Annotated in this window: 24 protein-coding genes; 21 read left to right on the forward strand and 3 right to left on the reverse strand. The window is 56.0% G+C overall.

From position 1 onward, the window contains the following. Positions 1–31: 31 nt before the first annotated feature. The 12 genes from aspS to B7L15_RS08455 all read left to right on the forward strand — a co-directional run bounded on the left by aspS (position 32) and on the right by B7L15_RS08455 (position 10,369). Positions 32–1,813: an aspartate--tRNA ligase gene (gene aspS, locus B7L15_RS08400; protein WP_085918538.1), complete on the forward strand. Its 1,782-nt coding sequence runs from the start codon at positions 32–34 to the stop codon at positions 1,811–1,813. A gap of 74 nt (positions 1,814–1,887) precedes the next feature. Further along, a complete protein-coding gene (gene ruvC / locus B7L15_RS08405; protein ID WP_085918539.1) occupies positions 1,888–2,442 on the forward strand; it encodes a crossover junction endodeoxyribonuclease RuvC in 555 nt (184 codons plus the stop codon). 79 nt (positions 2,443–2,521) lie between these two features. Next, on the forward strand, positions 2,522–3,133 hold the full coding sequence (ruvA, locus tag B7L15_RS08410; RefSeq protein ID WP_085918540.1) for a Holliday junction branch migration protein RuvA: 612 nt from the start codon (positions 2,522–2,524) through the stop codon (positions 3,131–3,133). 32 nt (positions 3,134–3,165) lie between these two features. Continuing rightward, positions 3,166–4,203, forward strand: coding sequence for a Holliday junction branch migration DNA helicase RuvB (gene ruvB / locus B7L15_RS08415; RefSeq protein ID WP_085918541.1), 1,038 nt, complete (start codon positions 3,166–3,168; stop codon positions 4,201–4,203). After that, entirely contained in the window at positions 4,200–4,592 is a 393-nt protein-coding gene (gene ybgC / locus B7L15_RS08420) for a tol-pal system-associated acyl-CoA thioesterase (protein ID WP_085918542.1), read from the forward strand. The genes ruvB and ybgC overlap by 4 nt, the downstream gene beginning before the upstream one ends. Before the next feature lie 67 nt (positions 4,593–4,659). Beyond that, positions 4,660–5,334: a protein TolQ gene (gene tolQ, locus B7L15_RS08425; protein ID WP_233337408.1), complete on the forward strand. Its 675-nt coding sequence runs from the start codon at positions 4,660–4,662 to the stop codon at positions 5,332–5,334. Positions 5,335–5,346: 12 nt separating this feature from the next. Further along, positions 5,347–5,784, forward strand: a complete 438-nt coding sequence (gene tolR, locus B7L15_RS08430; protein WP_085918544.1) for a protein TolR — start codon at positions 5,347–5,349, stop codon at positions 5,782–5,784. 13 nt (positions 5,785–5,797) lie between these two features. Then, positions 5,798–6,865 (forward strand): cell envelope integrity protein TolA, encoded by a 1,068-nt coding sequence (tolA, locus tag B7L15_RS08435; protein ID WP_085918545.1) that lies wholly within the window; start codon positions 5,798–5,800, stop codon positions 6,863–6,865. Next, positions 6,865–8,154: a Tol-Pal system beta propeller repeat protein TolB gene (gene tolB / locus B7L15_RS08440; RefSeq protein ID WP_085918546.1), complete on the forward strand. Its 1,290-nt coding sequence runs from the start codon at positions 6,865–6,867 to the stop codon at positions 8,152–8,154. The genes tolA and tolB overlap by 1 nt, the downstream gene beginning before the upstream one ends. Positions 8,155–8,188: 34 nt before the next feature. Further along, complete coding sequence (pal, locus tag B7L15_RS08445) at positions 8,189–8,734, forward strand: peptidoglycan-associated lipoprotein Pal (protein ID WP_085918547.1); 546 nt, start codon at positions 8,189–8,191, stop codon at positions 8,732–8,734. Between the two features lie 51 nt (positions 8,735–8,785). Then, positions 8,786–9,577: a tol-pal system protein YbgF gene (gene ybgF / locus B7L15_RS08450; RefSeq protein WP_085918548.1), complete on the forward strand. Its 792-nt coding sequence runs from the start codon at positions 8,786–8,788 to the stop codon at positions 9,575–9,577. 27 nt (positions 9,578–9,604) lie between these two features. Beyond that, positions 9,605–10,369, forward strand: coding sequence for a YciK family oxidoreductase (locus tag B7L15_RS08455; protein ID WP_085918549.1), 765 nt, complete (start codon positions 9,605–9,607; stop codon positions 10,367–10,369). Positions 10,370–10,383: 14 nt separating this feature from the next. Here the strand turns inward: B7L15_RS08455 and B7L15_RS08460 are convergent, their stop codons facing one another. After that, positions 10,384–11,052 (reverse strand): HAD-IA family hydrolase, encoded by a 669-nt coding sequence (locus tag B7L15_RS08460; RefSeq protein WP_085918550.1) that lies wholly within the window; start codon positions 11,050–11,052, stop codon positions 10,384–10,386. Beyond that, positions 11,052–11,795, reverse strand: coding sequence for a bifunctional 2-polyprenyl-6-hydroxyphenol methylase/3-demethylubiquinol 3-O-methyltransferase UbiG (ubiG, locus tag B7L15_RS08465; RefSeq protein WP_085918551.1), 744 nt, complete (start codon positions 11,793–11,795; stop codon positions 11,052–11,054). Before ubiG ends, B7L15_RS08460 begins: the two co-directional genes overlap by 1 nt. Positions 11,796–11,941: 146 nt before the next feature. Here ubiG and galU point away from each other — a divergent pair, with 146 nt between their 5' ends. From galU to msrA, 6 genes are read left to right on the forward strand one after another with little or no spacing between them, the layout of a single operon-like run. Then, positions 11,942–12,832, forward strand: coding sequence for a UTP--glucose-1-phosphate uridylyltransferase GalU (gene galU / locus B7L15_RS08470; protein WP_085918552.1), 891 nt, complete (start codon positions 11,942–11,944; stop codon positions 12,830–12,832). Between the two features lie 3 nt (positions 12,833–12,835). Beyond that, positions 12,836–14,128, forward strand: coding sequence for a nucleotide sugar dehydrogenase (locus B7L15_RS08475; RefSeq protein WP_085918553.1), 1,293 nt, complete (start codon positions 12,836–12,838; stop codon positions 14,126–14,128). Between the two features lie 9 nt (positions 14,129–14,137). Then, the gene (locus B7L15_RS08480) at positions 14,138–14,953 is read left to right on the forward strand and encodes a hypothetical protein (RefSeq protein ID WP_085918554.1); all 816 of its coding nucleotides are present in this window, start codon (positions 14,138–14,140) and stop codon (positions 14,951–14,953) included. Between the two features lie 53 nt (positions 14,954–15,006). Further along, positions 15,007–16,863 carry an autotransporter assembly complex protein TamA gene (gene tamA, locus B7L15_RS08485; protein WP_085918555.1) on the forward strand — a complete coding sequence of 619 codons (1,857 nt, stop codon included), beginning with the start codon at positions 15,007–15,009 and terminating at the stop codon, positions 16,861–16,863. A 9-nt stretch (positions 16,864–16,872) separates the two neighbouring features. Further along, the gene (gene tamB, locus B7L15_RS08490; protein ID WP_369596853.1) at positions 16,873–20,919 is read left to right on the forward strand and encodes an autotransporter assembly complex protein TamB; all 4,047 of its coding nucleotides are present in this window, start codon (positions 16,873–16,875) and stop codon (positions 20,917–20,919) included. A 10-nt stretch (positions 20,920–20,929) separates the two neighbouring features. Further along, entirely contained in the window at positions 20,930–21,568 is a 639-nt protein-coding gene (msrA, locus tag B7L15_RS08495) for a peptide-methionine (S)-S-oxide reductase MsrA (protein WP_085918557.1), read from the forward strand. A 49-nt stretch (positions 21,569–21,617) separates the two neighbouring features. Here the strand turns inward: msrA and can are convergent, their stop codons facing one another. Continuing rightward, positions 21,618–22,265: a carbonate dehydratase gene (gene can, locus B7L15_RS08500; RefSeq protein WP_085918558.1), complete on the reverse strand. Its 648-nt coding sequence runs from the start codon at positions 22,263–22,265 to the stop codon at positions 21,618–21,620. A 151-nt stretch (positions 22,266–22,416) separates the two neighbouring features. Between can and gorA the strand changes: the two genes are divergently transcribed. From gorA to ectB, 3 genes are all read left to right on the forward strand, one after another. Beyond that, the gene (gene gorA, locus B7L15_RS08505; RefSeq protein ID WP_085918559.1) at positions 22,417–23,802 is read left to right on the forward strand and encodes a glutathione-disulfide reductase; all 1,386 of its coding nucleotides are present in this window, start codon (positions 22,417–22,419) and stop codon (positions 23,800–23,802) included. A 207-nt stretch (positions 23,803–24,009) separates the two neighbouring features. After that, positions 24,010–24,588 carry a diaminobutyrate acetyltransferase gene (gene ectA, locus B7L15_RS08510; RefSeq protein ID WP_085918560.1) on the forward strand — a complete coding sequence of 193 codons (579 nt, stop codon included), beginning with the start codon at positions 24,010–24,012 and terminating at the stop codon, positions 24,586–24,588. A gap of 74 nt (positions 24,589–24,662) precedes the next feature. Next, a complete protein-coding gene (gene ectB, locus B7L15_RS08515; protein ID WP_085918561.1) occupies positions 24,663–25,931 on the forward strand; it encodes a diaminobutyrate--2-oxoglutarate transaminase in 1,269 nt (422 codons plus the stop codon). Positions 25,932–25,933 lie beyond the last annotated feature (2 nt).

The raw sequence follows: 25,933 nt of genomic DNA on the forward strand, positions 1-25,933 counted from the left end.
CCTTTTGCCACGAAACACAACAGGATGAAACATGCGCAGTCATTATTGCGGCCAGCTAAACGAAACATTGGTAGACCAGACGGTCACCGTATGCGGGTGGGTGCATCGCCGCCGTGACCATGGTGGGGTTATCTTTCTCGATATGCGCGATCGCGATGGCGTCGCTCAGTTCGTCGTGGACCCAGATACCGCCGACGCGTTTGCCAATGCCGACCGTGCTCGCAATGAGTTCGTTCTGCGCATTACCGGGCGGGTTCGTCTGCGCCCCGAAGGTACGCAGAATCCCAATATGCCCACCGGGATGATTGAAGTACTGGCAAAAGACGTCGAAGTGCTTAATACCGCGGTGACGCCGCCTTTCCAGCTCGACGAGCATGGCAAAGTCGGTGAAGAGGTCCGCCTCAAGCACCGCTATATCGATTTGCGCCGCCCCGATATGATCGACAAGCTACGGCTGCGCTCGCGTATTTCACACACCGTACGCGCGTTCCTCGAAAATCAGGGATTTCTGGATATCGAAACCCCGGTTTTGACCCGTGCGACGCCCGAAGGGGCGCGCGATTACCTGGTGCCGAGCCGTACCCATGCGGGCAACTTCTTTGCACTGCCGCAGTCGCCGCAGCTCTTCAAGCAGCTGTTGATGGTGGCGGGGTTTGACCGCTACTACCAGATTGCCAAGTGTTTCCGCGACGAAGATCTGCGTGCCGATCGCCAGCCCGAGTTCACCCAAATCGACATCGAGGCCTCGTTCGTTGAAGAAAACGACATCATGGACATTACCGAGTCCATGATTCGTCAACTCTTCCAGGAAGTGCTCGATGTCGAACTGGCTGCGTTTCCGCGCATGACGTGGCAGGAAGCCATGGACCGCTTTGGCTCAGACAAACCCGACTTGCGTATTCCCCTTGAATTGACCAATGTCGATGACTTGATGCAACAGGTTGACTTCAAGGTGTTCTCCGGCCCGGCAAATGCGGCAGATGGCCGCGTTGCAGCGTTGAAGGTTCCTGGCGGTGCATCACTTTCACGCAAGGAAATCGACGAATACACCAAATTTGTCGGTATCTACGGCGCCAAGGGGCTTGCTTGGATCAAGGTCAACGAGCGCGCGAAAGGCCTTGACGGGCTGCAGTCGCCGATCGTCAAGTTCATGGAGAATGTGGTAGAGGATCTGCTCGACCGTGTCGACGCCAAAGATGGCGACATTATTTTCTTCGGTGCTGACAAAACGCGTATCGTCAACGAAGCGATCGGCGCATTGCGCGTTAAGCTGGGGGCAGACCTCGACCTGTATACCCAAGACTGGGCTCCTCTCTGGGTCGTCGACTTCCCGATGTTCGAAGAGGACGATAACGGCCGCCTCAGCCCGCTGCATCATCCCTTTACTGCCCCGTCATGCTCGCCTGAAGCACTCAAGGATGACCCGGCGAACGCCTTGTCGCGCGCCTACGACATGGTGCTGAATGGTACCGAGCTTGGCGGCGGCTCGATCCGTATTCATGATCAAACCATGCAGCGTACGGTGTTTGACATCCTGGGAATTGGCCAGGCAGAAGCCCAGGAAAAGTTCGGCTTCCTGCTGGACGCCCTCCAGTACGGTGCGCCGCCTCACGGTGGTTTGGCCTTTGGCCTGGACCGCCTGGTGATGCTGATGGCGGGTGCCAAGACCATCCGCGAAGTGATCGCGTTCCCGAAAACCCAAAGTGCCGCTTGTTTGATGACCGACGCCCCGGGCGAAGTCAGCTCAGAGCAGCTCAAAGACCTTAATATCCGTTTGCGTCAGAAAGCCAAAGCGGATACCACGGCCGAATAAGCGCTCTTCATATACCACCTTGCACCGGCGCCCAGGCGTCGGTGTTTTTGTTTGGACGACTTGAGTGCAGTTATATGCAGACACCTGCCTTATCCAATCCGTTGCGTATCCTGGGCATTGACCCTGGTTCGCGCATTACCGGCTATGGTGTCATTGAGCTGGTAGGGCTTGTTCCCCGGTATGTTGCTAGCGGCTGCATTCGTACCGCTGAAGGTCCGCTCGAGCAGCGTTTGGCTCAAATCTACGCAGGGCTAGGGGAGGTGGTCGGATTGCACCGCCCAGATGCTGTAGCCATTGAGCGCGTTTTCATGGCCAAAAATCCCGACTCAGCGCTCAAACTGGGGCAGGCAAGAGGGGTGGCGCTGGTCTGTATGGCCAACCATGGTCTGGCAGTTGATGAGTATGCCGCGCGGCAGATCAAGCAGGCGGTAACCGGTCAGGGCGGCGCCGATAAGTTGCAGGTGCAACATATGGTAACGGCTATCTTGCATCTGGCGGCTTCACCGCAGGCGGATGCGGCCGATGCACTGGCGATTGCACTGACCCATGCCTACGCCAGCCAAGGACCCAAGGCGCTAACCACGCAAGGAGGAGGGCGTCGCCGTTCCTCCGGGCGCTGGCGACTCTGATAATCAGCCGTCAACCACTGGTCACTTGTACAGAGTGGCTTTATAGTGGCGACTGGTTTGGCTTAGCGCGAGCATAGATATGATTGGACGGCTTAAAGGCCAGTTAATTGAGAAGCAGCCGCCTTGGATCGTGGTGGATGTACATGGCGTGGGATACGAGCTGGAAACGTCGATGACAACGTTGGTAGCGCTGCCGCCGGTGGGTGAAGGCATTTTTTTATATACTCATCTCACGATACGTGACGACGCCCATCTGCTATATGGATTTGGTCGCGAGCATGAACGTGCCCTGTTTCGCGCCCTGATCAAAGTGAATGGCGTGGGGCCCAAACTGGCTTTGGCCATCTTGTCGGGTATGGATGAAGACGCTTTTATGCGTTGTGTGCGCGATGATGACAGCAAGGCGCTCACCAAACTTCCAGGCGTGGGTAAAAAAACCGCCGAGCGCTTGATCATAGAAATGCGTGACCGCTTTCCTGAGTGGGAAAATGGCCGCGATACCACGCTTCCTCTCGAAGCCGCCAATGGACAGGCTACTCATCACCGAAACAGCTTGGCGGACGCCGAGTCGGCGCTCGTGAGTCTTGGCTACAAACCGACCGAGGCCACGAAAATGCTGGCCGACCTTGATGGTTCTCAGTCGACCGAGGCCCTCATCAAGGCGGCACTTACCCAGCGCATGAAGGGCTGAACGCGTACAACCAAGGACGTAAATGAACGCTTATGCTAGAGCACGATCGACTGATTGCCGCTGAGCCAGAGCAGGGTGAAGGTCGCATTGACCATGCGATTCGCCCTAAACGGCTCCAGGACTATATTGGCCAACCCCGCGTTCGCGAGCAGTTGGAAATTTTTATTGGGGCCGCCCGGCTGCGTGAAGATAGCCTTGACCATACATTGGTGTTCGGCCCACCAGGCTTGGGCAAGACCACCTTGGCCAACATTATTGCCACGGAAATGGGCGTGGGGCTCAAGTCGACGTCGGGCCCGGTGCTTGAAAGGGCCGGTGACCTGGCGGCCATGCTCACCAACCTGGAGCCTGGGGACGTCCTGTTTATCGATGAAATCCACCGCTTATCGCCCGTTGTCGAGGAAGTGCTGTATCCGGCGATGGAAGATTTTCAGCTCGATATCATGATTGGTGAGGGGCCTGCTGCACGCTCGATCAAGCTGGATTTACCGCGCTTTACGTTGGTGGGCGCCACCACTCGAGCAGGGCTCCTCACCTCGCCGTTGCGTGATCGTTTTGGCATCGTTCAACGGCTGGAGTTTTATAACCTGACCGAGTTGACAGAGATCGTGACCCGTTCAGCCAAGCTGCTTGGCGTTGAAACTCATCATGACGGTGCCGTTGAAATTGCCCGTCGCTCAAGGGGCACCCCGCGAATTGCCAACCGCTTGCTTCGCCGAGTCCGCGACTATGCCGAAATGAAGGGCGATGGCACCGTGGATGCAAGTCTGGCAGACGCGGCGCTAAACATGCTTAATGTGGACCACCATGGGTTGGACCATATGGATCGCAGGCTGTTATTGGCAATGATCGATAAATTCGACGGCGGGCCAGTAGGTGTCGATTCACTGTCAGCCGCCATCGGTGAGGAACGCGATACCATTGAAGACGTCATCGAGCCGTATTTGATCCAGCAGGGACTGATGATGCGCACGCCTCGCGGGCGCGTCGTCACGCGGCAGGCCTGGTTGCATTTTGAGCGTGTTCCCCATGAGGCGTCCATCGAGGCCCAGGGAGAGCAGCGTTCATGAACCAGTCGCCGCGTTACCCGGTCCGCGTTTACATGGAAGATACAGACGCGGGGGGGATTGTCTACTACGTTAACTATCTGAAGTTTATGGAACGTGCCCGCAGTGAATGGCTGAGATCCCTGGGGATCGACCAGAAAACGTTGCTGGACGCAGGCACTCAGCTAGTGGTATATCGCTTGTCCTGTCATTACACCAAGCCTGCGCGACTAGACGATGCGCTTGACGTAAGTGCCGATGTCGTCAGTGTTGGCCGCTGCCGGATGACATTTGAGCAGCACGTATGGCGGGAAAATGAACGTCTTTGCGCCGCCACGGTCGAGATAGCGTGCTTGAGTGCGCAGGATCTGCGCCCTATGGCATGGCCGTCTGCGCTCAAATCGCTTATGTAACGCACGATGCGGGCACCTAACACCACATTACTGATGATTGATGAGGGCACTTGTGAACGATAATGCCATGTCTATTCCACACCTGATTATGAATGCCAGCGTCGTTGTTCAGCTGGTCATGTTGCTATTAACAGTGGGGTCCATTCTTTCATGGGTGGTGATTTTTCAACGCGGCATCGCCCTGCGCCGTGCGCAAAAAGAATATACCCAGTTTGAAGAAACGTTCTGGTCAGGCGTTGATTTGAATGAGCTTTACCGTGAAATCCCTGCTGACGATCCCCGCCACGGGGCTGAACATATCTTTCAGGCAGGCTTTCGTGAATTCAATCGCCTGATGCCCAAGACCCGTAATACCACAACGGTTCTGGAAGGTGTTCAGCGCAGCATGCGCGTCGCATGGTCACGTGAGGAAGACCGCCTGACCCAGCATCTTGTCTTTCTCGCGACAGTGGCTTCTGCCAGCCCCTATATAGGCCTGTTTGGCACTGTGTGGGGCATCATGGGGTCCTTCCAATCGCTCTCCATGACCCAGCAAGCCACATTGGCAACGGTCGCCCCCTGGATCGCAGAGGCATTGATTGCCACGGCAATGGGCCTTTTCGCCGCGATACCTGCCGTGATTTTCTACAACCGGCTTTCCAACAACGCCAGTCGCTTGTTGGGCAAGTACGAGGATTTCGCTGAAGAGTTCCACGCTATCTTGCACCGCAATCTGCAAGGGCGCGACAGCGCGTCAAGCTAAGGGAGTTGCCCCATGCAAGGACCGTTTAAACGCGGCGGACAGCGTAAGCCTATGGGTGAAATCAACGTTGTCCCCTTTATCGATGTCATGCTGGTGTTGCTGGTCATTTTCATGATTACCGCTCCGATGTTGAATCAGGGAGTGGACGTTGAGTTGCCCCAGGTCAGTTCAGAGCCAATAGAAAGTCAGGAAGACAACGACCCGATCATTATTTCCATCGATCGCGAAGGACAGTACTACCTTAGCCTCGGAGACGATTCGACCCAGGTCTCTGCTGATGATATCACTCGCCGGGTTAGCGCTATTATAGAGCAGCAGCCTGACACGCCGGTGATGGTTCGTGGCGACCAGAATGTGGCTTATGGTGAAGTGGTCGTGTTGATGAGTAATCTGCAGCGCTCGGGCGTGGCCAATGTGGGGCTCATTTCTGAGCCACCACAGAATGAGTAAGGACGCACAGGGCATGGCTGTAAAAAAACCTCGTGATCCTCAAGATATTGGCTACCTTTGGCCAGCGGTGTTTGCGATTGCCGTGCACCTGCTGATCGTGTTGTTCTCGTTGGTTGAATGGCCAGATAGTGACGCCGAGCCAGATTCCTCTTCTATTGTACAGGCAACCCTGATCAGCACAGAGGCGTTCACGAACCGGGCCCAGCAGGCCAATGATGAGTCAGCTGCCATGGAGGGGGCTGAGGAAGCTGAGGAGACAATAGAAGAACCCGATACATCAGCCGCCGAAGAGCAGGCCGCTGCCGAACAGGCTGCACAGGAAGCGGCTGAAGCTGCTGCTGCCGAAGAAGCCCTGGAAGCTGCCAGGGCAGAAGCAGAAGCGCAAGCCCAACGCCTCCAGGAGGCAGCCGAAGCTGAAGCCGAACGTGAAAGGGAAGCTGAAGAGCAGCGCCGCCAGGAAGCGGCAGAAGCCGAGGCCGAGCGTCAGCGGGAAGCTGAAGAGCAACGCCGTCAGGAGGCCGCCGAAGAGCAGCGCCGCCAGGAAGAGGCAGAAGCCGAGGCCCAGCGCCAGCGGGAAGCCGAAGAACAGCGCCGCCAGGAAGAGGCAGAAGCCGAGGCCGAGCGTCAGCGGGAAGCCGAAGAGCAACGCCGCCAGGAAGAGGCAGAAGCCGAGGCCGAGCGTCAACGCGAAGCCGAAGAACAGCGCCTTCAGGAAGAGGCAGAAGCCGCAATGCAGCGACAGTTGGAAGGTGAAGCCCAGGCCGCTGCTGCAGCACAACAAGCCGAGCAAGCCGCCAATAGCTTCCTGACGATTGTTAAGCGCGCCGTCGAGCAGGCATGGATAATTCCGTCAGACGCAAGCGACTCGATGAGTGCTACGCTTGAAGTCAGGTTAGGGCCGTCAGGCGAAGTGCTGACCACGTCGGTGGTATCGTCAAGCGGCGATGGCAACTTTGATCGATCGGCGATGCAGGCAATCGAACATGCAGCACCGTTCGTTGAGCTGCGTGAGCTGCCGGCTGGACAGCAGCGCAATTTACGTCAATTCAATCTGCGATTTACCCCGGGGGATGTTCGCTGATGCACACCATAAGCAAGGTATGGCTATTCTGTCTGTTGCTGGCAATGAGCACAGTTGCTAGCGCCAATTTAACCATCGAAATTACCCGCGGCAGTGATCAGGCGCTACCCATAGGCGTGGTGCCGTTCGAGGGTCCAGAGGGTATGCCCGAAGACGTGGCACAAATCATTCATGACAATCTTGATCGCAGCGGTTTTTTTGATCCCCTGGATCGCGGTTCGATGTTTGAGCAACCCAACGAGGCAGAGGATGTTCAATACAGCACCTGGCGGTCATTGGATGTTCGTTATCTGGTCGTTGGCAGAACCGAACGGACAGACACTGGCTATCGAATCCAATATGATCTGATGGACATCAGCGGCCAGCGGCGCATGATGAGCGAAACCGTGACGGCCAGTGAAAATGATCTGCGTGGTGCCGCGCACTATATCAGCGACCAGATTTTTGAGGAGATTACTGACATTCGCGGTGCTTTCTCGACGCGAATTGCGTATGTCACCGCGCAAGGGGTTGGCGATAACACCGACTATGGCCTGTACGTAGCCGACGCAGACGGGCGCAATAGCCAGCAGATTTTGACGTCCGACCAGCCCATCTTGTCACCTGCCTGGTCACCGGACGGTGGCAAGCTTGCTTATGTATCTTTCGAGAGTGGACGCCCGGAGATCTATATTCAGGAAGTGAGTAGCGGTAATCGTGCGCGGATTACATCGTTTGAGGGGATTAACGGTGCACCTGCCTGGTCGCCAAATGGCCGCCGGTTGGCCATGTCCTTGTCAAAAGACGGTCAGCCCGATATTTATGTCATGGAAATCGCCGACCGTTCGCTCACTCGCGTTACGGATAGCAACAGTATCGATACCGAACCTGCATGGTCGCCGGATGGTCGCCGTCTGGTGTTCACGTCCGACCGTAGCGGTGGGCCGCAAATTTATCAGCATACGCTCGGTAGCGGTGAAACGGAGCGTATGACTTTCACGGGTAATTATAACGCTCGGGCGCGTTTCTCGCCGGATGGCGAAAACCTGTTTTTGATCCACCGTTCTGACCGTGGTTTTCAAGTCGCACGTCAGGAAATCGACAGTGGTCGCCTGGTCACGTTGAGTGATTCCACTAGTGATGAATCACCCAGTGTTGCACCGAACGGGACCATGGTAATCTTCGCTACCCAACAGGGTAACAACGGGGTGCTGAGTGCCGTTTCTGCCGATGGCCGTTCGTCATTCAGGTTGCCCGCTGCCCAAGGTGATGTGCGTGACCCCGCATGGTCACCGTTTTTAAACAACTGAAATCCATTCATGTTTTCAGGCAAGGAGTCTGATTATGCAACTTAAACCGTTGGCTCGCTCATTGGCAGTCGCGCTTTCTATCGCCGTTATCGCAGGCTGTTCAAGCACCGGCGGCACTCAAGACGGTGATTCATACGGCAGCCAGGATGGCCGTGATGGAAGCGCCAGCAGCACCTCGGGCACCGGAACGAGCGGTCAGTATGGCAGCGCCACATCAGGCGCTGATCGCAGTCAACAGGCCGACTCGCGTATTCCGGATGTCAAAACCATCTATTTTGACTACGATCGCGACACGATTAAAAGCGAATACGAATCTGTCGTGATGGCCCACGCGCGCTATCTGCGTTCAAACCCGGATGTCAACGTCGTCTTGCACGGGCATACCGATGAACGCGGTACCCGTGAATACAACATGGCCCTCGGTGAACGCCGTGCCAACGCCGTCGAGCGCTTTCTGAACATTCAAGGCGTTTCATCCTCGCAAATGAGCGTGGTGAGCTATGGGGAAGAGCGTCCGGCTGAACGTGGTAGCAGCGAGGCTGCATATTCACAAAACCGTCGCGTTGTGTTCAATTATTGATGACCCGCGTGATAATCAACACGCATTAGGATTCGTCATTTTGGAGTCATCATGAATCACAGTCTCAAGCGTTACATTGAGAGGCTGTGCGGTGCGGGAGCCTTAGTGCTCCCGTTATCCGTATTGCCCCTTGCCAGTGTTGCCCAACAGCCCGTTGTCGAAGACCTTTCAGGTTCAGGCGGCGGGTTTTATGAACAAGCCCAGACCCAGGGCGGAGGCTCCAATGGAAGCCTCGTCTTATTCAACACGGTGCAGGAGCACCAGCAGGAAATTCAGCGTCTTCGTGGTGAAATTGAAGAGCTGCGTCACCAATTGGAGCAACTTCGCCGCCAATCACAGCAGCAATACCTTGATATTGAAGACCGCCTGATGAGCATTGGGCAGAGTCAAATCGAGGAATCGACACCCGAGGTGGAGCCTGACGCCGCCGAGGAAGTTGCCAATACTCCCTCACCAAGCGATGTGAGTGAGGATGCGCGGCAGACGTATCAGGACGCCTTCGCACATGTACAGGCGCGCCGTTTCGACGAAGCCATCGCCGCCTTTGAAGCCTTTGTGGAAGCCTATCCCGATACCAGCTTGACCGCCAACGGCCATTACTGGCTGGGTGAGCTGTATGCAGCGGAAGGCGAACTGGATGCCGCCGAGCAAGCGTTCACCCGCGTGATTGACAACTATGATGGTAGCAGCAAGGTGCCGGATGCGTTGTACAAGCTTGGCTTGGTCAAGGCCCGGCAGGGCGAAGCGGAAGAAAGTCGTGCGTTCCTCGAAAAAGTGCAGGATGATTATCCACAAAGCAGTGCGGCGGGGCTGGCCGATGATTTTCTTCGCCAGGGCAGTTGATGGCAAAAGCCGCCAGGAGGGTCTGCGATGACATGTAAAATTGATTATCAGCCAGCGCCCGATTTGCTCCGTGACCGTGTCGTGTTGGTCACTGGCGCAGGTGACGGCATAGGGCGTGCGGCGGCGCTAAGTTACGCCCGCCATGGTGCGACCGTGATCCTGCTTGGCCGCACCATTGCCAAGTTAGAGCGTGTGTACGATGAAATCGAGGCGGACGGAGGCCCTCAACCGGCCATTTTTCCGCTCAATTTTGAGGGCGCCACGCTCAAGGATTTTCACGACATGGCCGACACCCTCGAAAAAGAGTTCGGCTGTCTGGACGGTCTGCTGCACAATGCCGGTCTACTGGGTCGTATTACCCCTTTTGCGCAGTACGATGCCGCACTCTGGGAGCAGGTCATGCAGGTCAATATCAATGGCCCCATCTGGATGACCCAGGCGCTATTGCCGTTGTTGCAACGCTCCCACGATGCCTCGGTCATCTTTACCTCTTCCAGTGTCGGCCGCAAAGGCCGTGCCTACTGGGGGGCCTACGCCGTATCCAAATTTGCCACCGAAGGGTTCGTGGAGGTACTGGCCGACGAATTGGATAGTGAGCCCCACCTGCGCATTAACACCCTTAATCCAGGCGCTACCCGGACGCAAATGCGGCGTAATGCTTATCCTGGTGAAGACCCCGCCAACTTGCGTACCCCCGATGACATTATGCCCACGTACCTGTGGTTGATGGGGCCCGATAGCGCAGGCACCCATGGTCAGAAAATCGATGCCCAACCCCCCAAGCAGACTTGACCTTTGAGGGGTGTTCAAGCGATATCAGGCAGCGCATCGACCAGCTCAGTACACTGCTGATACCAGCAGTGTGCTGGCCACAGACGATAATCATCGCCTTCCGCAATATACCCGTAGCCAACCGCCACCGCCGTCATGCCGGCTGCTCTGGCGGCTTGCATATCTCTGAGATGATCGCCGACATACCAGCAATGCTGTGGTTTGACACCTAATCGCCGAGCGGCCTCGATCAGCGGAGCGGGATCGGGTTTTTTGACGGTCAGATCATCCGCGCAAAGCAGGGCACCCGGCGTCAGCGACAAGGCCTCGAGCAACGGCGTGGTATAGCGACGGGGTTTGTTAGTGACAATTCCCCAGGGGCGTTCCTGGCATTGCCATTCAGCGAGCCATTGATCCAGAGGTGAAAATACCCGGCTGTGAACCGCAACCGAGGCTTCATAGGCGTCCAGCAGAAACTGACGAGCCTCTGCCTGATGAGTAACGCCAAGATCACTGCCCAGCGCCAGGCTCACCAAGGCGTTACCGCCATTTGACACCTGGGTGCGAATCGTGGCGAACGGTAGCGGTGTCAAACCGTGGTGTTGACGCAATGCATTGGTGGCGACAGCTAAGTCCGGCGCGGTATCCACCAGGGTGCCGTCAAGGTCAAACAGCACGGCACGGGGCGATGAGCAGACAGGCATTATGCCTGCACCTTACGGCAATACATCATGTAATTGACCGAGACATCGTTTTCGGTCAACCGATAGCGTCGGGTCAGGGGGTTGTAGGTCAGCCCGATCTGTTCGCGCACTTCCAGACCGCTATGCCGATTCCAACTCGCCATTTCCGAGGGGCGGATGAATTTCGCATAGTCGTGCGTTCCCCGAGGCAGTAGCTTCAGCACGTACTCGGCACCGAGAATGGCAAAGGCGTAGGATTTCGGCGTCCGGTTAAGGGTAGAGAAAAACACATAGCCACCCTGTCTCACCAAGGCCGCACAAGCATGCACGACCGACGCCGGGTCAGGAACATGCTCCAACATTTCCATGCAGGTGACGACGTCATACTGGCCTGGCTGTTCATCCGCCAGTGCTTCCACGCTGATGTTGCGGTAATCAATCGTCACGCCTTGCTCTTCAGCATGCAGGCGGGCAACGCCCAAGGGTGCTTCACCCAGGTCAATACCGGTCACCTTTGCACCACGGCGGGCCATGGCTTCGCTTAAAATACCGCCGCCGCAGCCAACATCCAGCACTTTCTTGCCCGCTAATCCTGCCCTGGCATCGATAAAGTCGAGTCGTAAGGGATTTATATCGTGCAGGGGTTTAAATTCACTCTGCGGGTCCCACCAGCGACTGGCAAGTGCTTCAAATTTCGCCACTTCGGCGTTATCAACATTGCCTTGGTATTGGTGAGCAATGCTATCCTTTGGTGTCGCTGACATGTTTTGACTCCATCAACATTGAGCAAGCATGGGAAAGACCGTGGCCTGATACTTGCAGTGTAACGGCGAACTGGAAACCCAACGCGCGTTCAGTATGATAGGCATTCTAACCACTCCTGAGCCGGAACGCATGAAAAGGACCTCTTATGATTCGTAAGGCTGTATTGCCTGTTGCGGGATTCGGTACCCGCTGCCTGCCCGCTTCCAAAGCCATTCCCAAGGAAATGATCACCATTGTGGATCGGCCAGTCATTCAATACGTGGTCGAGGAGGCAATTGCCGCAGGTATTCGCGATATCGTGTTTGTCACCAGCAGTAATAAGGGCGCCATCGAAAACCATTTCGACACCCATGCTGAATTAGAGGCGAGCCTGGAAGCAAAGGGGAAGCATGATCTGTTGGCCTCGCTCAGGGAAATGGTGCCTGATGACGTCAATATCATCAGTATACGCCAGGGTGAGCCCTTGGGACTGGGACATGCCATACTTTGCGCACAGCCAGTTATTGGCGACGATGAACCCTTTGCCGTGCTATTGCCGGATGTGTTGGTGGACAACAGCGACACCCCGCGCAGCGATCTGCAAGGAATGCTCGAGGCTTACGACCAGCAGGGCACCGCTCAGCTGATGGTCGAGGAAGTCAAGTGGGAGCTTGTGGAAAAATACGGCATTGTTGCCCCCGCAGGTGATGTGCCGGCTCCCGCCAGCTCTGCCGACCTGGTTGGCATGGTTGAGAAGCCGGCGCGTGACCAGGCTCCCTCGAATCTGGCGGTCATCGGCCGCTATGCCTTGCCCGCCGCGATTTTTCCTATTCTTGCCAAGACGCCACCCGGCGCCGGTGGGGAAATTCAGCTCACCGATGCCATTGAAACGCTTCGTGAGCAGCAGGGCGTTCAGGCCTATCGTATGCAAGGGACGACGTACGATTGCGGACAACCACTGGGATACCTGGAGGCAACGCTGGCCTATGCACGCAGGCACCCTGACTTGGGTGATGAGTTTAAAGCATTGCTCGCGCGCTACCATCAGGGAGCCTAATCGATGCGGGTGCTCCTGTACGGTAGTGAATTAAGCACCGCAACCGCGGCGGCGGCCTTGTCCTCTGTGGGCCATGTGGTGGCATGGCTTCCTCATGGAGATACACCGTGGTCGACGCTCCTCAACGAGGATTGGCTACGCCGCGAACCACAACTCGTTGAGCAGATACAGCAAGCTCTGGAGAGTGGCGCTTTAACGGTTATTGCCCAGCCGGAAACGCATCTGGCTGTCGATGTGCTGTGGTTAGCACTCTCACCATCACAGCGCGAGTCGGCAGCCGCTTTGCTGCAGCACCCCGCGCTGAGATGGCAGACCGATAGCATACTGGTCAATAACTCGACCTTCCCGGTCGGTGATACCGAACGGTTACAGCGCCTGACAGGGGAGTGCGCTCTGGGCGTTGCCTTGCCAGATACGCTGGAAGAAGGGCGAGCCTGGGCGTCGTTTACACGCCCTGGCCGTTGGCTATTGGGTTGTGATGATCAACTGGCCGAGCAAAAGCTAAGAGAGTTACTGAGAGCCTTCAATCGACGCCGTGATGCTTTTCAGGTGATGCCCACGCGTGCCGCTGAGTTAACCAAGCTTGCCATTAACGGCATGTTGGCCACGCGCATCAGCTACATGAACGAAATTGCGGGGCTGGCAGATACCCTGGGCGTTGATGTCGAGCATGTAAGGCAGGGAATGGGGGCCGATTCACGTATCGGGTATGAATACCTTTATCCAGGCTGTGGGTTTGGCGGGCCAAGCTTCTCGCGGGATTTGATGAGGCTTGCCGACGTGCAGGTCGCCAGCGGGCGACAGTCTGCATTGCTTGAACACGTGCTGGATATCAATGAACAGAAGAAAGAGACATTATTCAGAAAGCTATGGTCCTACTACGGCGGCGCGCTTGAAGGGAAGACGATTGCCATCTGGGGAGCCGCTTTTAAGCCAGGCACAGCACGTATTGATCATGCGCCGGTACTGACGTTATTGAACGCCCTCTGGGCGCAAGGGGTTCACGTCAAGCTTCACGACCCTGCGGCCACGCCTGCATTAATGGCGGCCGTTGGCCCAAGGAATGATTTGGTTACCTTTGTCGATAACCCGTACGATGCCTGTGAAGATGCCGATGCGTTAATGTTGGTAACAGAATGGAAAATCTACTGGAATCCAGACTGGAAACACTTGGCTTCACAGCTTGGCGATAAGCTGATACTGGACGGCCGAAATATTTATGATCCTGAATTTGTGGCCAGCTGTGGGTTACAGTATCGAGGAATAGGTCGGCGCGCCGATCCAACGTCGTTGTGAGGAAACTGCATGTCCGATAGAGCCCCATCTTCGCGCATTGTACCGGATGCCGATCAGAGTATTGCATCGCAGCATGTCAAGCATCGTAAGGGGCCTTCGCTATGGCCGCTTTGGCTGTGCATGTTTTTGTTGATTGGCCTGTTGGTGGCGGCCGCGATTGGTCTGTACCTCGAGCGCGAGCGGCTTCAGGAGGAGTTGCAGCGGGTCAGTGGTGAGGTATCGAACATGCACGCTAGACTAGACTCGGGTGACAGTGATGTACAAGATACGTTAACCTTTGTCCAAGCTCAGATGAGTACCTTGTTCCAAGAGCAGGAACAATTGTCGATAGCGCTAACGGATACTCGTAATGAGCTTTACGACGTACTTACCGAAAATGAAAGCACTGTTGCCACTGACACCATTGATCCATTGCTTGAGCGACTGGAGGAGCAGCGCGAGCGAGCGGCTGTTCGCGATAGCCAGCTTGCCGCCATACACACGTCGCTGGATGCGTTGGAAGAAGCTGGGACATCGGGGCGTAGATCGTTAACCGAGGAAATCGCTCATGTAGAGGCTCAAAGCCGCGAAGAGTTGGAAGCGTTGGAGACGTCAGTGGCCGCTTTGGCGAACGATATTGACGAACGCCTCAGTGCCCGCGACGCCGAGCGACAAGAGAAATGGTCACGCTTTGAAGCATCGCTAAGTGAGCTAGAGAGTGCAAAGAGCGACAACGAAACACTAGAGAGTCGATTGTCACAGCGACTGGATGAACTCGAAAACGATTTACGCCAGGTTCGCCAAGCGCAACTGGCATTCAGTGCACAACTTGAAATGTTGCGTTAATTGACACGACCTGCTGAAAGGCAGCACGCCGATGATTAGGTTAGGGAAAATGTATGGGAAGACAACGGCAGTGGCTTTCAGCAGCGGTCATCGCACACTTGGTAACATTGCCGCTGGGGATGGCTGCACCCGCCGTATGGGCACTGAGCGCGACGCTTGAAGGTGTGGAAGATGAGGTAGAGGGCAATATTCGCGCCTATCTGCAGAATCTCGAAGGAGACGAGTACACCGAAAGCCGTCTGGTGGGTGAAATCCGCCAACGCACCCAGGAAGCGATGCGCGTTTACGGTTATTATGAACCCGATATTTCCATCGACTTACCAGCGGAGGGTAATCCACACCTGACCATTGAGCCAGGCCCCCAGGTCACCATCGAAACACTGGATATCAACATACTCGGTGACGCCGCTCAGGATGAGCCATTCAATGAGGCGTTGGCGGGATTCCCCTTGAAAGTGGGAGATACCCTGCGCCACGCGCCCTGGGATCGACTGCGGGGTGAGTTTTCCGGTTTGGCGATTGAACGAGGCTACTTCGACTGGGGATTTACTGAGCGTCGAATGGAAGTTCGCCCCTACTTGCAAAGTGCCCGGCTGTATATGGATTTTGACAGTGGCCCGCGTTACCGGTTTGGCAAGACGATGATCACTGGGAGCCACATTCAACCCGAACGTCTGCAGCAGATGCGCACGTACCAGGTGAATGAACCTTATTTGGCTGAATCCCTTGCGCGTTTTAACCAACGTCTTGCCGAGACCGGATGGTTTAGCTCAGTATCCGTCAAGCCACGCCTGGAAACTGCCCAAGAACTGACACTCGCCCCACCTGGTGGTGGTGACCCATGGTGGGTATCGGCAACCGAATCGCAGCCTGAGCGGCCAAGGATTACCAGTGCCGCACTTGCCAGCGCGTTGAGCACGCAACAAACCGACGACACAGCCCTGCCCATCGATGTCAGTGTAGAGCCTGCCAATCGGCACCAGTTTGAAACAGGCATAGGCTTCGCCACTGACGTAGGCGCACGGTTACGGTTCGGCTGGGACCAGCCATGGATCAACCGCTATGGCCATAGCCTGGATCACGATCTCTACCTGTCAGCGCCTGAGCAGCGCTTTACCGGCGTCTACGACGTTCCCCTCGAAGACCCGCTGCGTGATAGCTATCGCCTTCAATACGGTGTCCGCAACGTCGATGACAGCGATACCGACTCGCTGGAAGGTACCGTTGAAATCGCTCGGCGCTGGGAGTTCGACAATGACTGGGTACAGTCGCTGTACTTTCGAACGACCTATGAGGATTTCAACCAAGGGGGGGAGGCCGATCAAGTGTGGTTATTCTACCCCGGCATTCAATGGTCACGTACGCGCACCAGGCCACAGCGCTTTCCTCTGTGGGGGGACCGCCAGCAGTTTTCGGTGGAGTACTCTGATCCGGTCTGGGGATCGGACGCCCAGTTTTTACGCCTAACGGGTGACACCGAATGGATTCGCACCTACGGCGATGATAACCGCTTTTTGGCACGCGTCAGTGTCGGGGCCATCGAGACCCAAAATTTCGATAAGATTCCCCCGTCCCTGCGGTTCTTTGTCGGCGGCGATCGCAGCGTACGCGGTTATTCCTACGAAGGACTCTCGCCCCGTAACGATGAAGGCAAACTGCGTGGTGGCCAGCAAAAACTTACCTCTAGCCTCGAGTACCAGCGCCGCGTGACCGGTGCATGGTGGGGAGCCGCCTTTATCGATGCCGGGGATGCCTTTGACAACTGGGGCCCCGCTGATCTGAAAAAAAGCGCGGGCTTAGGAGTTAGGTGGGTGTCCCCGGTTGGCCCTATTCGCTTGGACGTGGCGCATCCTTTTGACGACGCCGACGATAACTGGCGTTTGCACTTTTCGATTGGACCCGAATTCTAGGAGAGCGATGTGTCTCAAGCTAAGCAAACGCCTGCGACTGGTCGCCGAGCGTTATCACGTCGCTACCGCCTGTGGTTACTGTGCTGGAGTATGCTGCGGCTGGTGTTGCTATTCCCACTATGGCTGTTTGGCGCCATAGCGCTATTGTTGGGGGTCGCGCTGTCACCGTGGGGAACCGGCGTATTGCTATCCCAGGGCCAGGATCGCGGCTGGTTCAGCGTCGAAGAACACGTGGGCGGTGTACTCGATGAGTTCCGGCTTAGCGGTTTCCGGCTTGACGCCCCAGGCGCAGAGGTTCGGATTGACGAGCTTGAGCTTGCATGGGCGGATGACTGTGTCCTGTCCGGCAAGCTGTGCCTGGATACGCTACGCCTGGAAGGCGTTGATATTCGCCTGTCTGGCGGCGGCGGTGATGAAGAAGCCCCCGCAGAGGCGGCAGGTTCAGAGGGCACGTCTCCATTCCGTTTTCCCTTTCCCGTCGAGCTCAGGGAACTGGTGCTGGATGATGTCGCCCTGCAACTACCTGATGGGACCCGGTTCGCTTGGACCTCTTTTCGCACCTCGTTAAGTGCAAGCGCCGGACAGGTTGATATTGCCCCGACGCACTGGGAAAACCCACGGCTTTATTTGCCGCCGTCAGTGGGGGCACGCCTGGCGCCAGCAGAGGGTGAAATAGGGTTAACCGCTGCGGCTATTGATGCCTCGATCGCGTTACAAAATCCACCTGCAGAAACGACTGGCGCGACCACTGAGTCCGTAGCCTCAGATCGCTCTCCCATCGAATTGCCCGAGGTTCGTCTGCCTGTCGATATTCACCTCGCTACGCTGACGGTTAATGATATCGAGGTGGCGGGTCGCTTCAGCTATCTCGTCGAACGATTAAGTCTCGGGGTTGGAGCCCAGGGTAATGACATTGTAATCGAACACTTCGCGGTGTCGTCTGCCGATGCAACGTTTAACCTGGCGGGTAATGTTGCACTGCGTGACGACTATCCGCTGGAATTACGGGCTGAAACCACACTGTTTCTGGAGGAACCGTTACCGGCACTGAAGGGTCAGGCATTCACACTGGATCTGTCGGGAAATCTAAGCGATTTGACGGCACAGTTTGACGCGGAAGGGGCCATTAACGCGTCATTGGAAGGCCAGGTGAATGCCCTGGACCCGGTGCTCCCCTTTAAGGCGCACCTGCAAAGTAATGAGCTGACATGGCCGCTGCCGGCCAATGCGGCGATTAACGAAAATCCTCAAGAAACCTCTTCAAGTGAGGGGTTTGTCATCAATGATATGGACCTGGAGGCCAGCGGTAACCTCGACGCTTATCAACTACAGCTGGGTTTGAAGGCTCAGGGCCCTGGATTGCCCGAAACCGACATCACGGTGAACGGAAAAGGCGATACGGCACATTTCATCTGGCAGCCATTGACGCTCGTCGCAGGCGATAGTCAACTGACAAGCGAAGGCCGTGTCGACTGGACGGCGCCGCTGACGGTTAATGCCCGGGTTGGGCTCGAGCAATTTGATCCCGCCTTGTTTATTGACCAGTTAGAAGGCGATATCGACGGCGAACTCGCTTTCACCGTTCGTCAGCAAGACACACGTTGGTTGGTCGATGTGCCGAATTTAAGCTTGAGCGGTGACCTGCGTGACTACCCACTGCAGCTTGATGCTGCCTTTGATGCCAACAGTGACTTGCAGGCCAACATTGAGCGTTTGCGCTTTCGTCAGGGTGAGAATCGCTTGTCGGCGAGCGGTTCGGTTCAGCCTGACGCGCTTGCCGTGGACGCCGATATTGATCTGCGCGAGCTGCAAACGCTTTCCCCTGATCTTGCTGGTACGATCCGCGGCGACATTGAAGCTCGGGGTAGCCTGGAGCAACCCCAGCTTCAAGCGACGCTCAACGGCGACGTGCTGCGGTTTGCCCAAAACCGCATTGAACAGTTGCGCCTGAACGCTAATGTGGAAGGGCTGGAAGATCCACAACTGGATGTTTCATTGGCACTCGAGAATCTGGTTGCCGGCGGTCAGTCGCTGGCTGCAGCGAATCTAACGCTGGATGGACGCCTGTCATCGCATCAACTGGAGATCAATGTGGATGGTCAGCCGAACGGCGCCTTGGAACGCGCCTTGATCAGCCTCAGTGGTCAGTTCGACCAGGCTGCTCAGCGCTACCAGGCGCGTCTGACACCGCTGGAAATTGACACCGAGGCAGGCGATATTCGACTGGAAGATCCGCTTGAGATCGTTTTCAATCTCGCCAGCAGTGAGGCCCGTTTGACGCCGTTTTGCCTGGTTCGCGAGCAGGGTGGCCGGGTATGCGCTGACCAACCGACGGTCGCATCGCCTGACCAGGGGCAAGCGGCGCTTAGCGTGCGTGATATTCCTATCGAAGCGCTGGAACCCTGGTTACCCGAAGCATGGCAGGTCGATGGTGATACAACCGCGGACCTGGCCGCCCAATGGAGCCAGGGAGGCCAGCGTTGGCAAGCCGATGTCGAGGTGCTAGGCGAACTGGCAGTCACGGCGGTTAATGATTATGGCCAGCCCGTTGAGCTGCCGCGTATCTCATTGGATACTCAGGTATCCGCCACACAGGCCGAGGCGGATGGCAGGGTGCTGCTATCGCTTGAAGAGGCGGGGGATATCGAACTTGCGCTATCGGTCTTGGACCCACTCGGCGCGGGGGAGCTGTCCGGCTCGCTTGAAGCCAATGGCGTATCACTGGCTCCGTATCGGCCCATGGTGGTATCCCTTGAGCAGCTTGCGGGGGATTTGAATGGCCGCATCGATATTTCTGGCACCACCACTCAGCCGGACTTGCAGGGCGAGCTTGCGCTGCTTGGCATCCAGGTAAATGGCCCCGATATTCCTGTCGATGTACAAGATGGCGAGGTGAACATAACGTTCGAGGGCGAAGAAGGGACGATTGATGGGTTCCTGGCAGCCGAGCGAGGCCAGCTTGATATTGACGGGAATGCCAACTGGCCAGCGGATGATGACTGGCGAGTGGGCGTAAACCTCAACGCAACCCAATCACCCATACTGGTGGTATTACCGCAGTTTGGGCGATTGGAAGCCGCCCCGGATATTCGTATCCGGGTCACTCCCGAGCGACTGCAAGTCCGCGGCAATGTTGACTTGCCATGGGCACGGCTAGAAGTGGGAGACCTGCCGTCGTCTGCCATCTCACCCAGCCCCGATGAAGTGATTATTACCGAGCGCCAGGATAGGCAGGCGGCCGAGGAGGCACGCCGCCAGGCAGAACGTGGAGAAGACGGCCCCAGTGCGGCGGATGAGCTGGCCAGTGATGGCATGGAGCTGGATGTGTTAATTACCCTGACGTTAGGCCGCGACATGATGATTTCAGCTTATGGGCTGGAATCTCGGCTCGGAGGTACATTAGAAGTTCGTCAGGATAGCGGTTCGCTACAGCTATTTGGCGAGGTCAACCTGATCGACGGACGCTTCCAGGCATTTGGCCAGGACCTGCTCATTCGCCGCGGCCAACTGCTGTTCAGTGGCCCACCTGGGCTGCCCATTCTCGACTTTGAGGCCATACGCAACCCGGATGTGACCCAAGACGATGTCATTGCCGGCCTTCGTGTAACGGGTAATGCTGAACAGCCTAATATTGCCATTTTTTCCGAGCCCCCCATGAATGAGAGCCGTGCGCTTTCCTACGTGTTGAGAGGGCGAGCCCCGGAGGCTTCAGGCGGTGGTGTCGACAGCGCTTTAACCACCGCGCTGATTGGCATGTCGTTGGGTCGCACGGGCGGGGCGGTTGGCTCTATTGGCGAGGCCTTTGGCATCGACGATTTGACGCTGGATACGGCAGGTTCCGGTGAAGATAGCCAGGTGGCATTGAGTGGGCAACTGACTGACGATATCCGGATAAGCTACGGGGTGGGAATTTTTTCACCCATTGCAGAACTAACGTTACGCTACACTTTGTGGCGCAACCTTTATGTACAGGCGGTTTCCGGGGCCAATCAGGCAGTCGATCTGATCTACACCTTCAGTCGTTCTGGTAACCCAACTATTTTCGATCAGCAATGAGGTAAGCAGCATGTCTATATTTGACACCCATAATGCCACTCGCCAGGCGGAGCTCGCTCTGCCGGGTCGCGAGACACCCATTGCGACCAGTGATCACCATGCCGTTAACGGCCACTCTCTGCACCCGCCTTTTCCTTCAGAGACTGAGGAACTGGTTGTGGGCATGGGCTGTTTCTGGGGCGTGGAGCGTCTTTTCTGGGATTTGCCGGGGGTCTATGTGACGGCGGCAGGTTATGCCGGGGGGCAAACACCCAACCCGACTTATGAAGAAACCTGCACGGGGCGTACCGGCCATACCGAGGCCGTACGAATTATTTACGACCCGAGCCAGGTCTCACTGGCAACATTGCTGAATGTTTTCTGGGAGCAGCACGACCCTACCCAGAAAAACCGCCAGGGTAATGATGTTGGCTCTCAGTATTGCTCAGCGATTTACACGACGACAACGGCGCAGCATCAGGCAGCCGAGGAAAGTGCCAAGGTATTTCAGGAGGCACTTCACGCCGCTGGAAAAGGCGATATCACCACTGAAATCAAGCCATTGGACGTTTTTTATTATGCTGAGGCGTATCATCAGCAATATCTATACAAAAACCCCAATGGCTATTGTGGCATCAAGGGTACGGGTGTCAGCTGTCCTATCGGATAACCTGCTGGATGTTACTGTCGCCCGCGCAGAACCCGCGGGCGAGAGGCAGTCAATCATCGGTCTGAAGACGGTCAATGCGGTATAACGTTTCGACTTGTTCAAGGCCGTTGATGGTGCAATTGAGGTCTTTTACGTGTCCATCGCTCAAGCCATAGACCCAACCATGAACCGAAATCTGCTGCCCACGCTGCCAGGCACGTTGAAGGATCTTGGTGCGACACAGGCTATTGACTTGCGCTTTTACATTCAGCTCACACATGCGGTCAATTTGCTCGTCAAGCGGGAGATGTTCAAGCGAACGACGATGTTGATTGTATTGCTCGCGAACCGAGTGTAGCCAATAGTCGACGACGCCGCATTCGCCACCCATTACCGCTGCCTTGATTCCCCCGCAGCCGTAATGCCCAACCACCATGATATGGCTGACCTTGAGCACATCCACAGCAAATTGCACCACTGAAAGTGCATTCATATCGGTATGATGCAGTAGGTTGGCGACGTTGCGATGGACAAATACCTCGCCAGGGGGCAAAGCAATGATCTGATTGGCGGGCACCCGGCTGTCGGAACAGCCAATCCAGAGATAATCAGGATTTTGCTGCTCGGAGAGTCGTTTAAAGTAATCAGGGTCTTCGTCGCACATGCGCTTCGCCCAGGCGCGATTGTTCTCTAGTAACGTCTCAATAGGGTCAGACATTGGGTCTCCGATTACTTAATTTTTTCATCATTACGTCCGGCATGCTCATCGTTAATCATGGCAGCCATCACGTACATTAATCAGAGGAAGGTTTTAACCTTCTCTCGACAGCGGGTCAACATTCGCCGCGTTGACGATATAGGAGTTTGAAATGTCAGAGGTTGCAGGTTACGACTACGATTTATTGGTGATTGGCGCCGGGTCCGGCGGCGTGCGGGCTGCACGCATGTCCGCTGCCAAGGGGGCCAGCGTCGCCATTGTAGAGGATCTCTATCTAGGCGGCACCTGCGTCAACGTGGGGTGCGTGCCTAAAAAACTTTATGCCTATGCGTCCCATTTCCATAGCGCGTTCGATGATGCCAGTGGTTTCGGTTGGCAACTGCCTGGCGAGGCGCGTTTTGAATGGGCGACGCTAAGGGACAATAAAACCAGCGAGATCAAACGACTCAATGGCATCTATCAGCGTTTGCTTGAGACCGCAGGCGTCAACCTCTATAACGGCCGAGCCCGCCTGAACAGTGAGCACTCGGTCGTGATTACCGATCAGCAGGGCGACGAGCAGCATGTGACGGCCGAGCGTATCCTTCTGGCTACCGGCGGCTGGCCTTGGGTACCGACGTTCCCTGGCAATGAGCATGCCCTGACTTCCAACCAGATTTTTGATCTTGAACGTCTGCCGGAGCGGTTCCTGGTGCTAGGCGGTGGCTATATTGCCGTTGAGTTTGCCAGTATTTTTAATGGGCTAGGCAGCGAATCGCATCTGATCTACCGCGGCAACCTATTCCTGAAAGGCTTTGATAACGAGGTGCGTGAGTTCACGCGTCAGGAAATGGACCGCCAAGGTGTCCATCTCCATTTTGATACCAATATCGAGACAATCGAGAAAACTGACACTGGCTACCAGGTTGCGCTCAGCAATGGGGATACTCTTGAAGTGGATGCCGTTCTGGCTGCGACAGGGCGCCGTGCCAACGTGTCCGGACTGGGCCTGGAATCGGTAGACCTTTCGCTAAATGAGCAGGGCAAGCTATCGGTCAATGAACGCTTTGAAACTGAGGTCCCGTCAATTCTTGCCCTTGGGGACCTGATTGATACGCCCGAGCTGACCCCGGTCGCCATTGCGGAAGCCATGCAATTAGCTGACCACCACTTCGGTGGCCCGGCGCCTGCTCCCCTGGACTACACCCGCGTGCCAACGGCCGTTTTCTGCCACCCCAACATTGGCACGGTCGGCCTTTCGGAAGAAGCTGCACGGGAGCAATTTGGCGCCATCCGCGTTTATCGCACTGACTTTCGAGCCATGAAGCATACGCTGTCAGGCAGCCAGGAACGCACCCTGATGAAGCTCGTGGTGGATGATGCGACCGATGTGGTTGTCGGTACCCACATGGTCGGTGACGACGCGGGGGAAGTCATCCAGGGAATTGCCATCGCAGTGCGCGCAGGATTAACCAAAAGAGACTTTGATAATACGGTCGGGATTCATCCCACCGGCGCTGAAGAATTTGTCACGATGCGTACGCCTTCCCGGAGATAGTGGCGCTTCAATATGCCCTGGGCAGCCACTGTCTTTAAGCTAAACTCATCATAGGCAGTAGAGGGGTAACGGCATCCAGTTCGCCAAGGACAGGCTTCTCGTATAATAAATAATTATCGAAAATAGGGAGTTGAATAACATGATTTTTGAATTGCTCATAAGCAGCTGTTATAATCACATCCAAAATCGCAACAGCGAAGCATAACCATGAGCACCCCAATACCGCCGTTTACCCCTTCAGCAGACTTGGCACGACCGACCGTCGCCGATGCCGTTGTTGGCCATGCGGACACCCCGCTGTACATTCGCAAGCCTAATGCCGAAGACGGCTGGGGGGTATATGAATTGATAAAAGCGTGCCCCCCGCTGGATGTAAATTCCGCCTATGCCTATCTTCTGCTAGCCACCCAATTCCGTGACACCTGTGCCGTTGCGACCAATGAAGAAGGTGAAATCGTTGGTTTTGTATCTGGCTATGTAAAGGACAATGCGCCGGATACGTATTTTTTATGGCAGGTGGCCGTGGGTGAAAAGGCCAGGGGAACCGGGCTGGCACGTCGCCTGGTCGAAGCCATCATGTCGCGCCCGGAATTGGCCGATGTCCACCACCTTGAAACGACGATCACGCCCGATAACCAAGCTTCATGGGGCTTGTTCAAACGGCTGGCAGGCCGCTGGCAGGCACCACTGAACAGCCGCGAGTACTTTTCAACCGAACAACTCGGGGGCGAGCACGATCCGGAAAACCTGGTGCGTATTGGTCCGTTCAATACCCACAACATCTGACCGGTTTTCCCGCTCGCGTTACCTTTGTTTCCTTTCGCTTGGCAAACTGATTCTTATTAAAAAGGAGGTCGCTAATGCAGACCCAGACACTCGAACGCATGGAATCCAATGTTCGTACCTATTCTCGCTCTTTCCCTGTGGTGTTCACCAAGGCGCAGAATGCCCGATTGACCGATGAAAACGGCCGAGAATACATCGATTTTCTCGCCGGTGCGGGCACATTGAACTATGGGCATAATAACCCTCATCTGAAGCAAGCCATGATCGACTATCTGGCAACAGATGGTGTCGTTCACGGCCTGGATATGTGGACCGATGCAAAACGCGATTATCTGGAAACGCTTGAAAATGTCATTCTCAAGCCTCGTGGACTGGATTATAAAGTTCACCTTCCTGGCCCTACCGGCACCAATGCGGTAGAAGCCGCCATCCGCTTGGCGCGTGTTGCGAAAGGGCGTCACAACATCGTCACCTTCACTAACGGTTTCCACGGCGTCACCATGGGGGCCCTGGCAACCACCGGTAACCGTAAATTCCGCGAAGCCACCGGTGGCATCCCGACCCAGGGAGCAAGCTTCCTGCCTTTTGATGGCTACATGGGCGAACATGCCGACACTCTCGATTATTTCGAGAAGCTATTGAAGGATAAATCGGGCGGTCTGGATGTGCCAGCCGCGGTGATTGTCGAAACGGTGCAAGGCGAGGGCGGTATCAACGTCGCCGGTATCGAGTGGCTCAAACGCCTGGCAGAGATTTGTAAAGCCCACGACATTCTGTTGATCATTGACGATATCCAGGCAGGCTGTGGTCGTACCGGCAAGTTCTTCAGCTTCGAGCACGCGGGCATCAACCCTGATATGGTGACCAACTCCAAGTCGCTGTCAGGCTTCGGGATGCCGTTTGCCCATGTGCTCATCAAGCCTGAACTGGATAAGTGGAAGCCAGGTCAGTACAACGGTACCTTCCGCGGTTTCAATCTGGCGATGGTCACGGCCACTGCCGCCTTCAAAAAATACTGGTCAAACGATACCTTCGAGCGTGACGTGCAGCGTAAAGCCCGTATTGTAGAAGAGCGTTTTAAATCGTTAGCCGCTATTCTCTCCGAAAACGGCATGCCAGCGACTGAGCGAGGCCGTGGCTTGATGCGTGGCATCGACGTTGTATCAGGTGATATCGCCGATAAAATCACCGGTATGGCGTTTGAACACGGTCTGATTATCGAGACCAGCGGTCAAGACGGTGAAGTGGTCAAGTGCCTGTGCCCGCTGACCATCAGCGATGAAGACCTGCTGGAAGGGCTGGATATCCTGGAAAAATGTGTCAAAGCCGTCGCTAGCGAGTAACA

Origin of the sequence: Halomonas sp. CSM-2 (genome assembly GCF_002119345.1) — a bacterium.
Taxonomy (GTDB): domain Bacteria; phylum Pseudomonadota; class Gammaproteobacteria; order Pseudomonadales; family Halomonadaceae; genus Vreelandella; species Vreelandella janggokensis.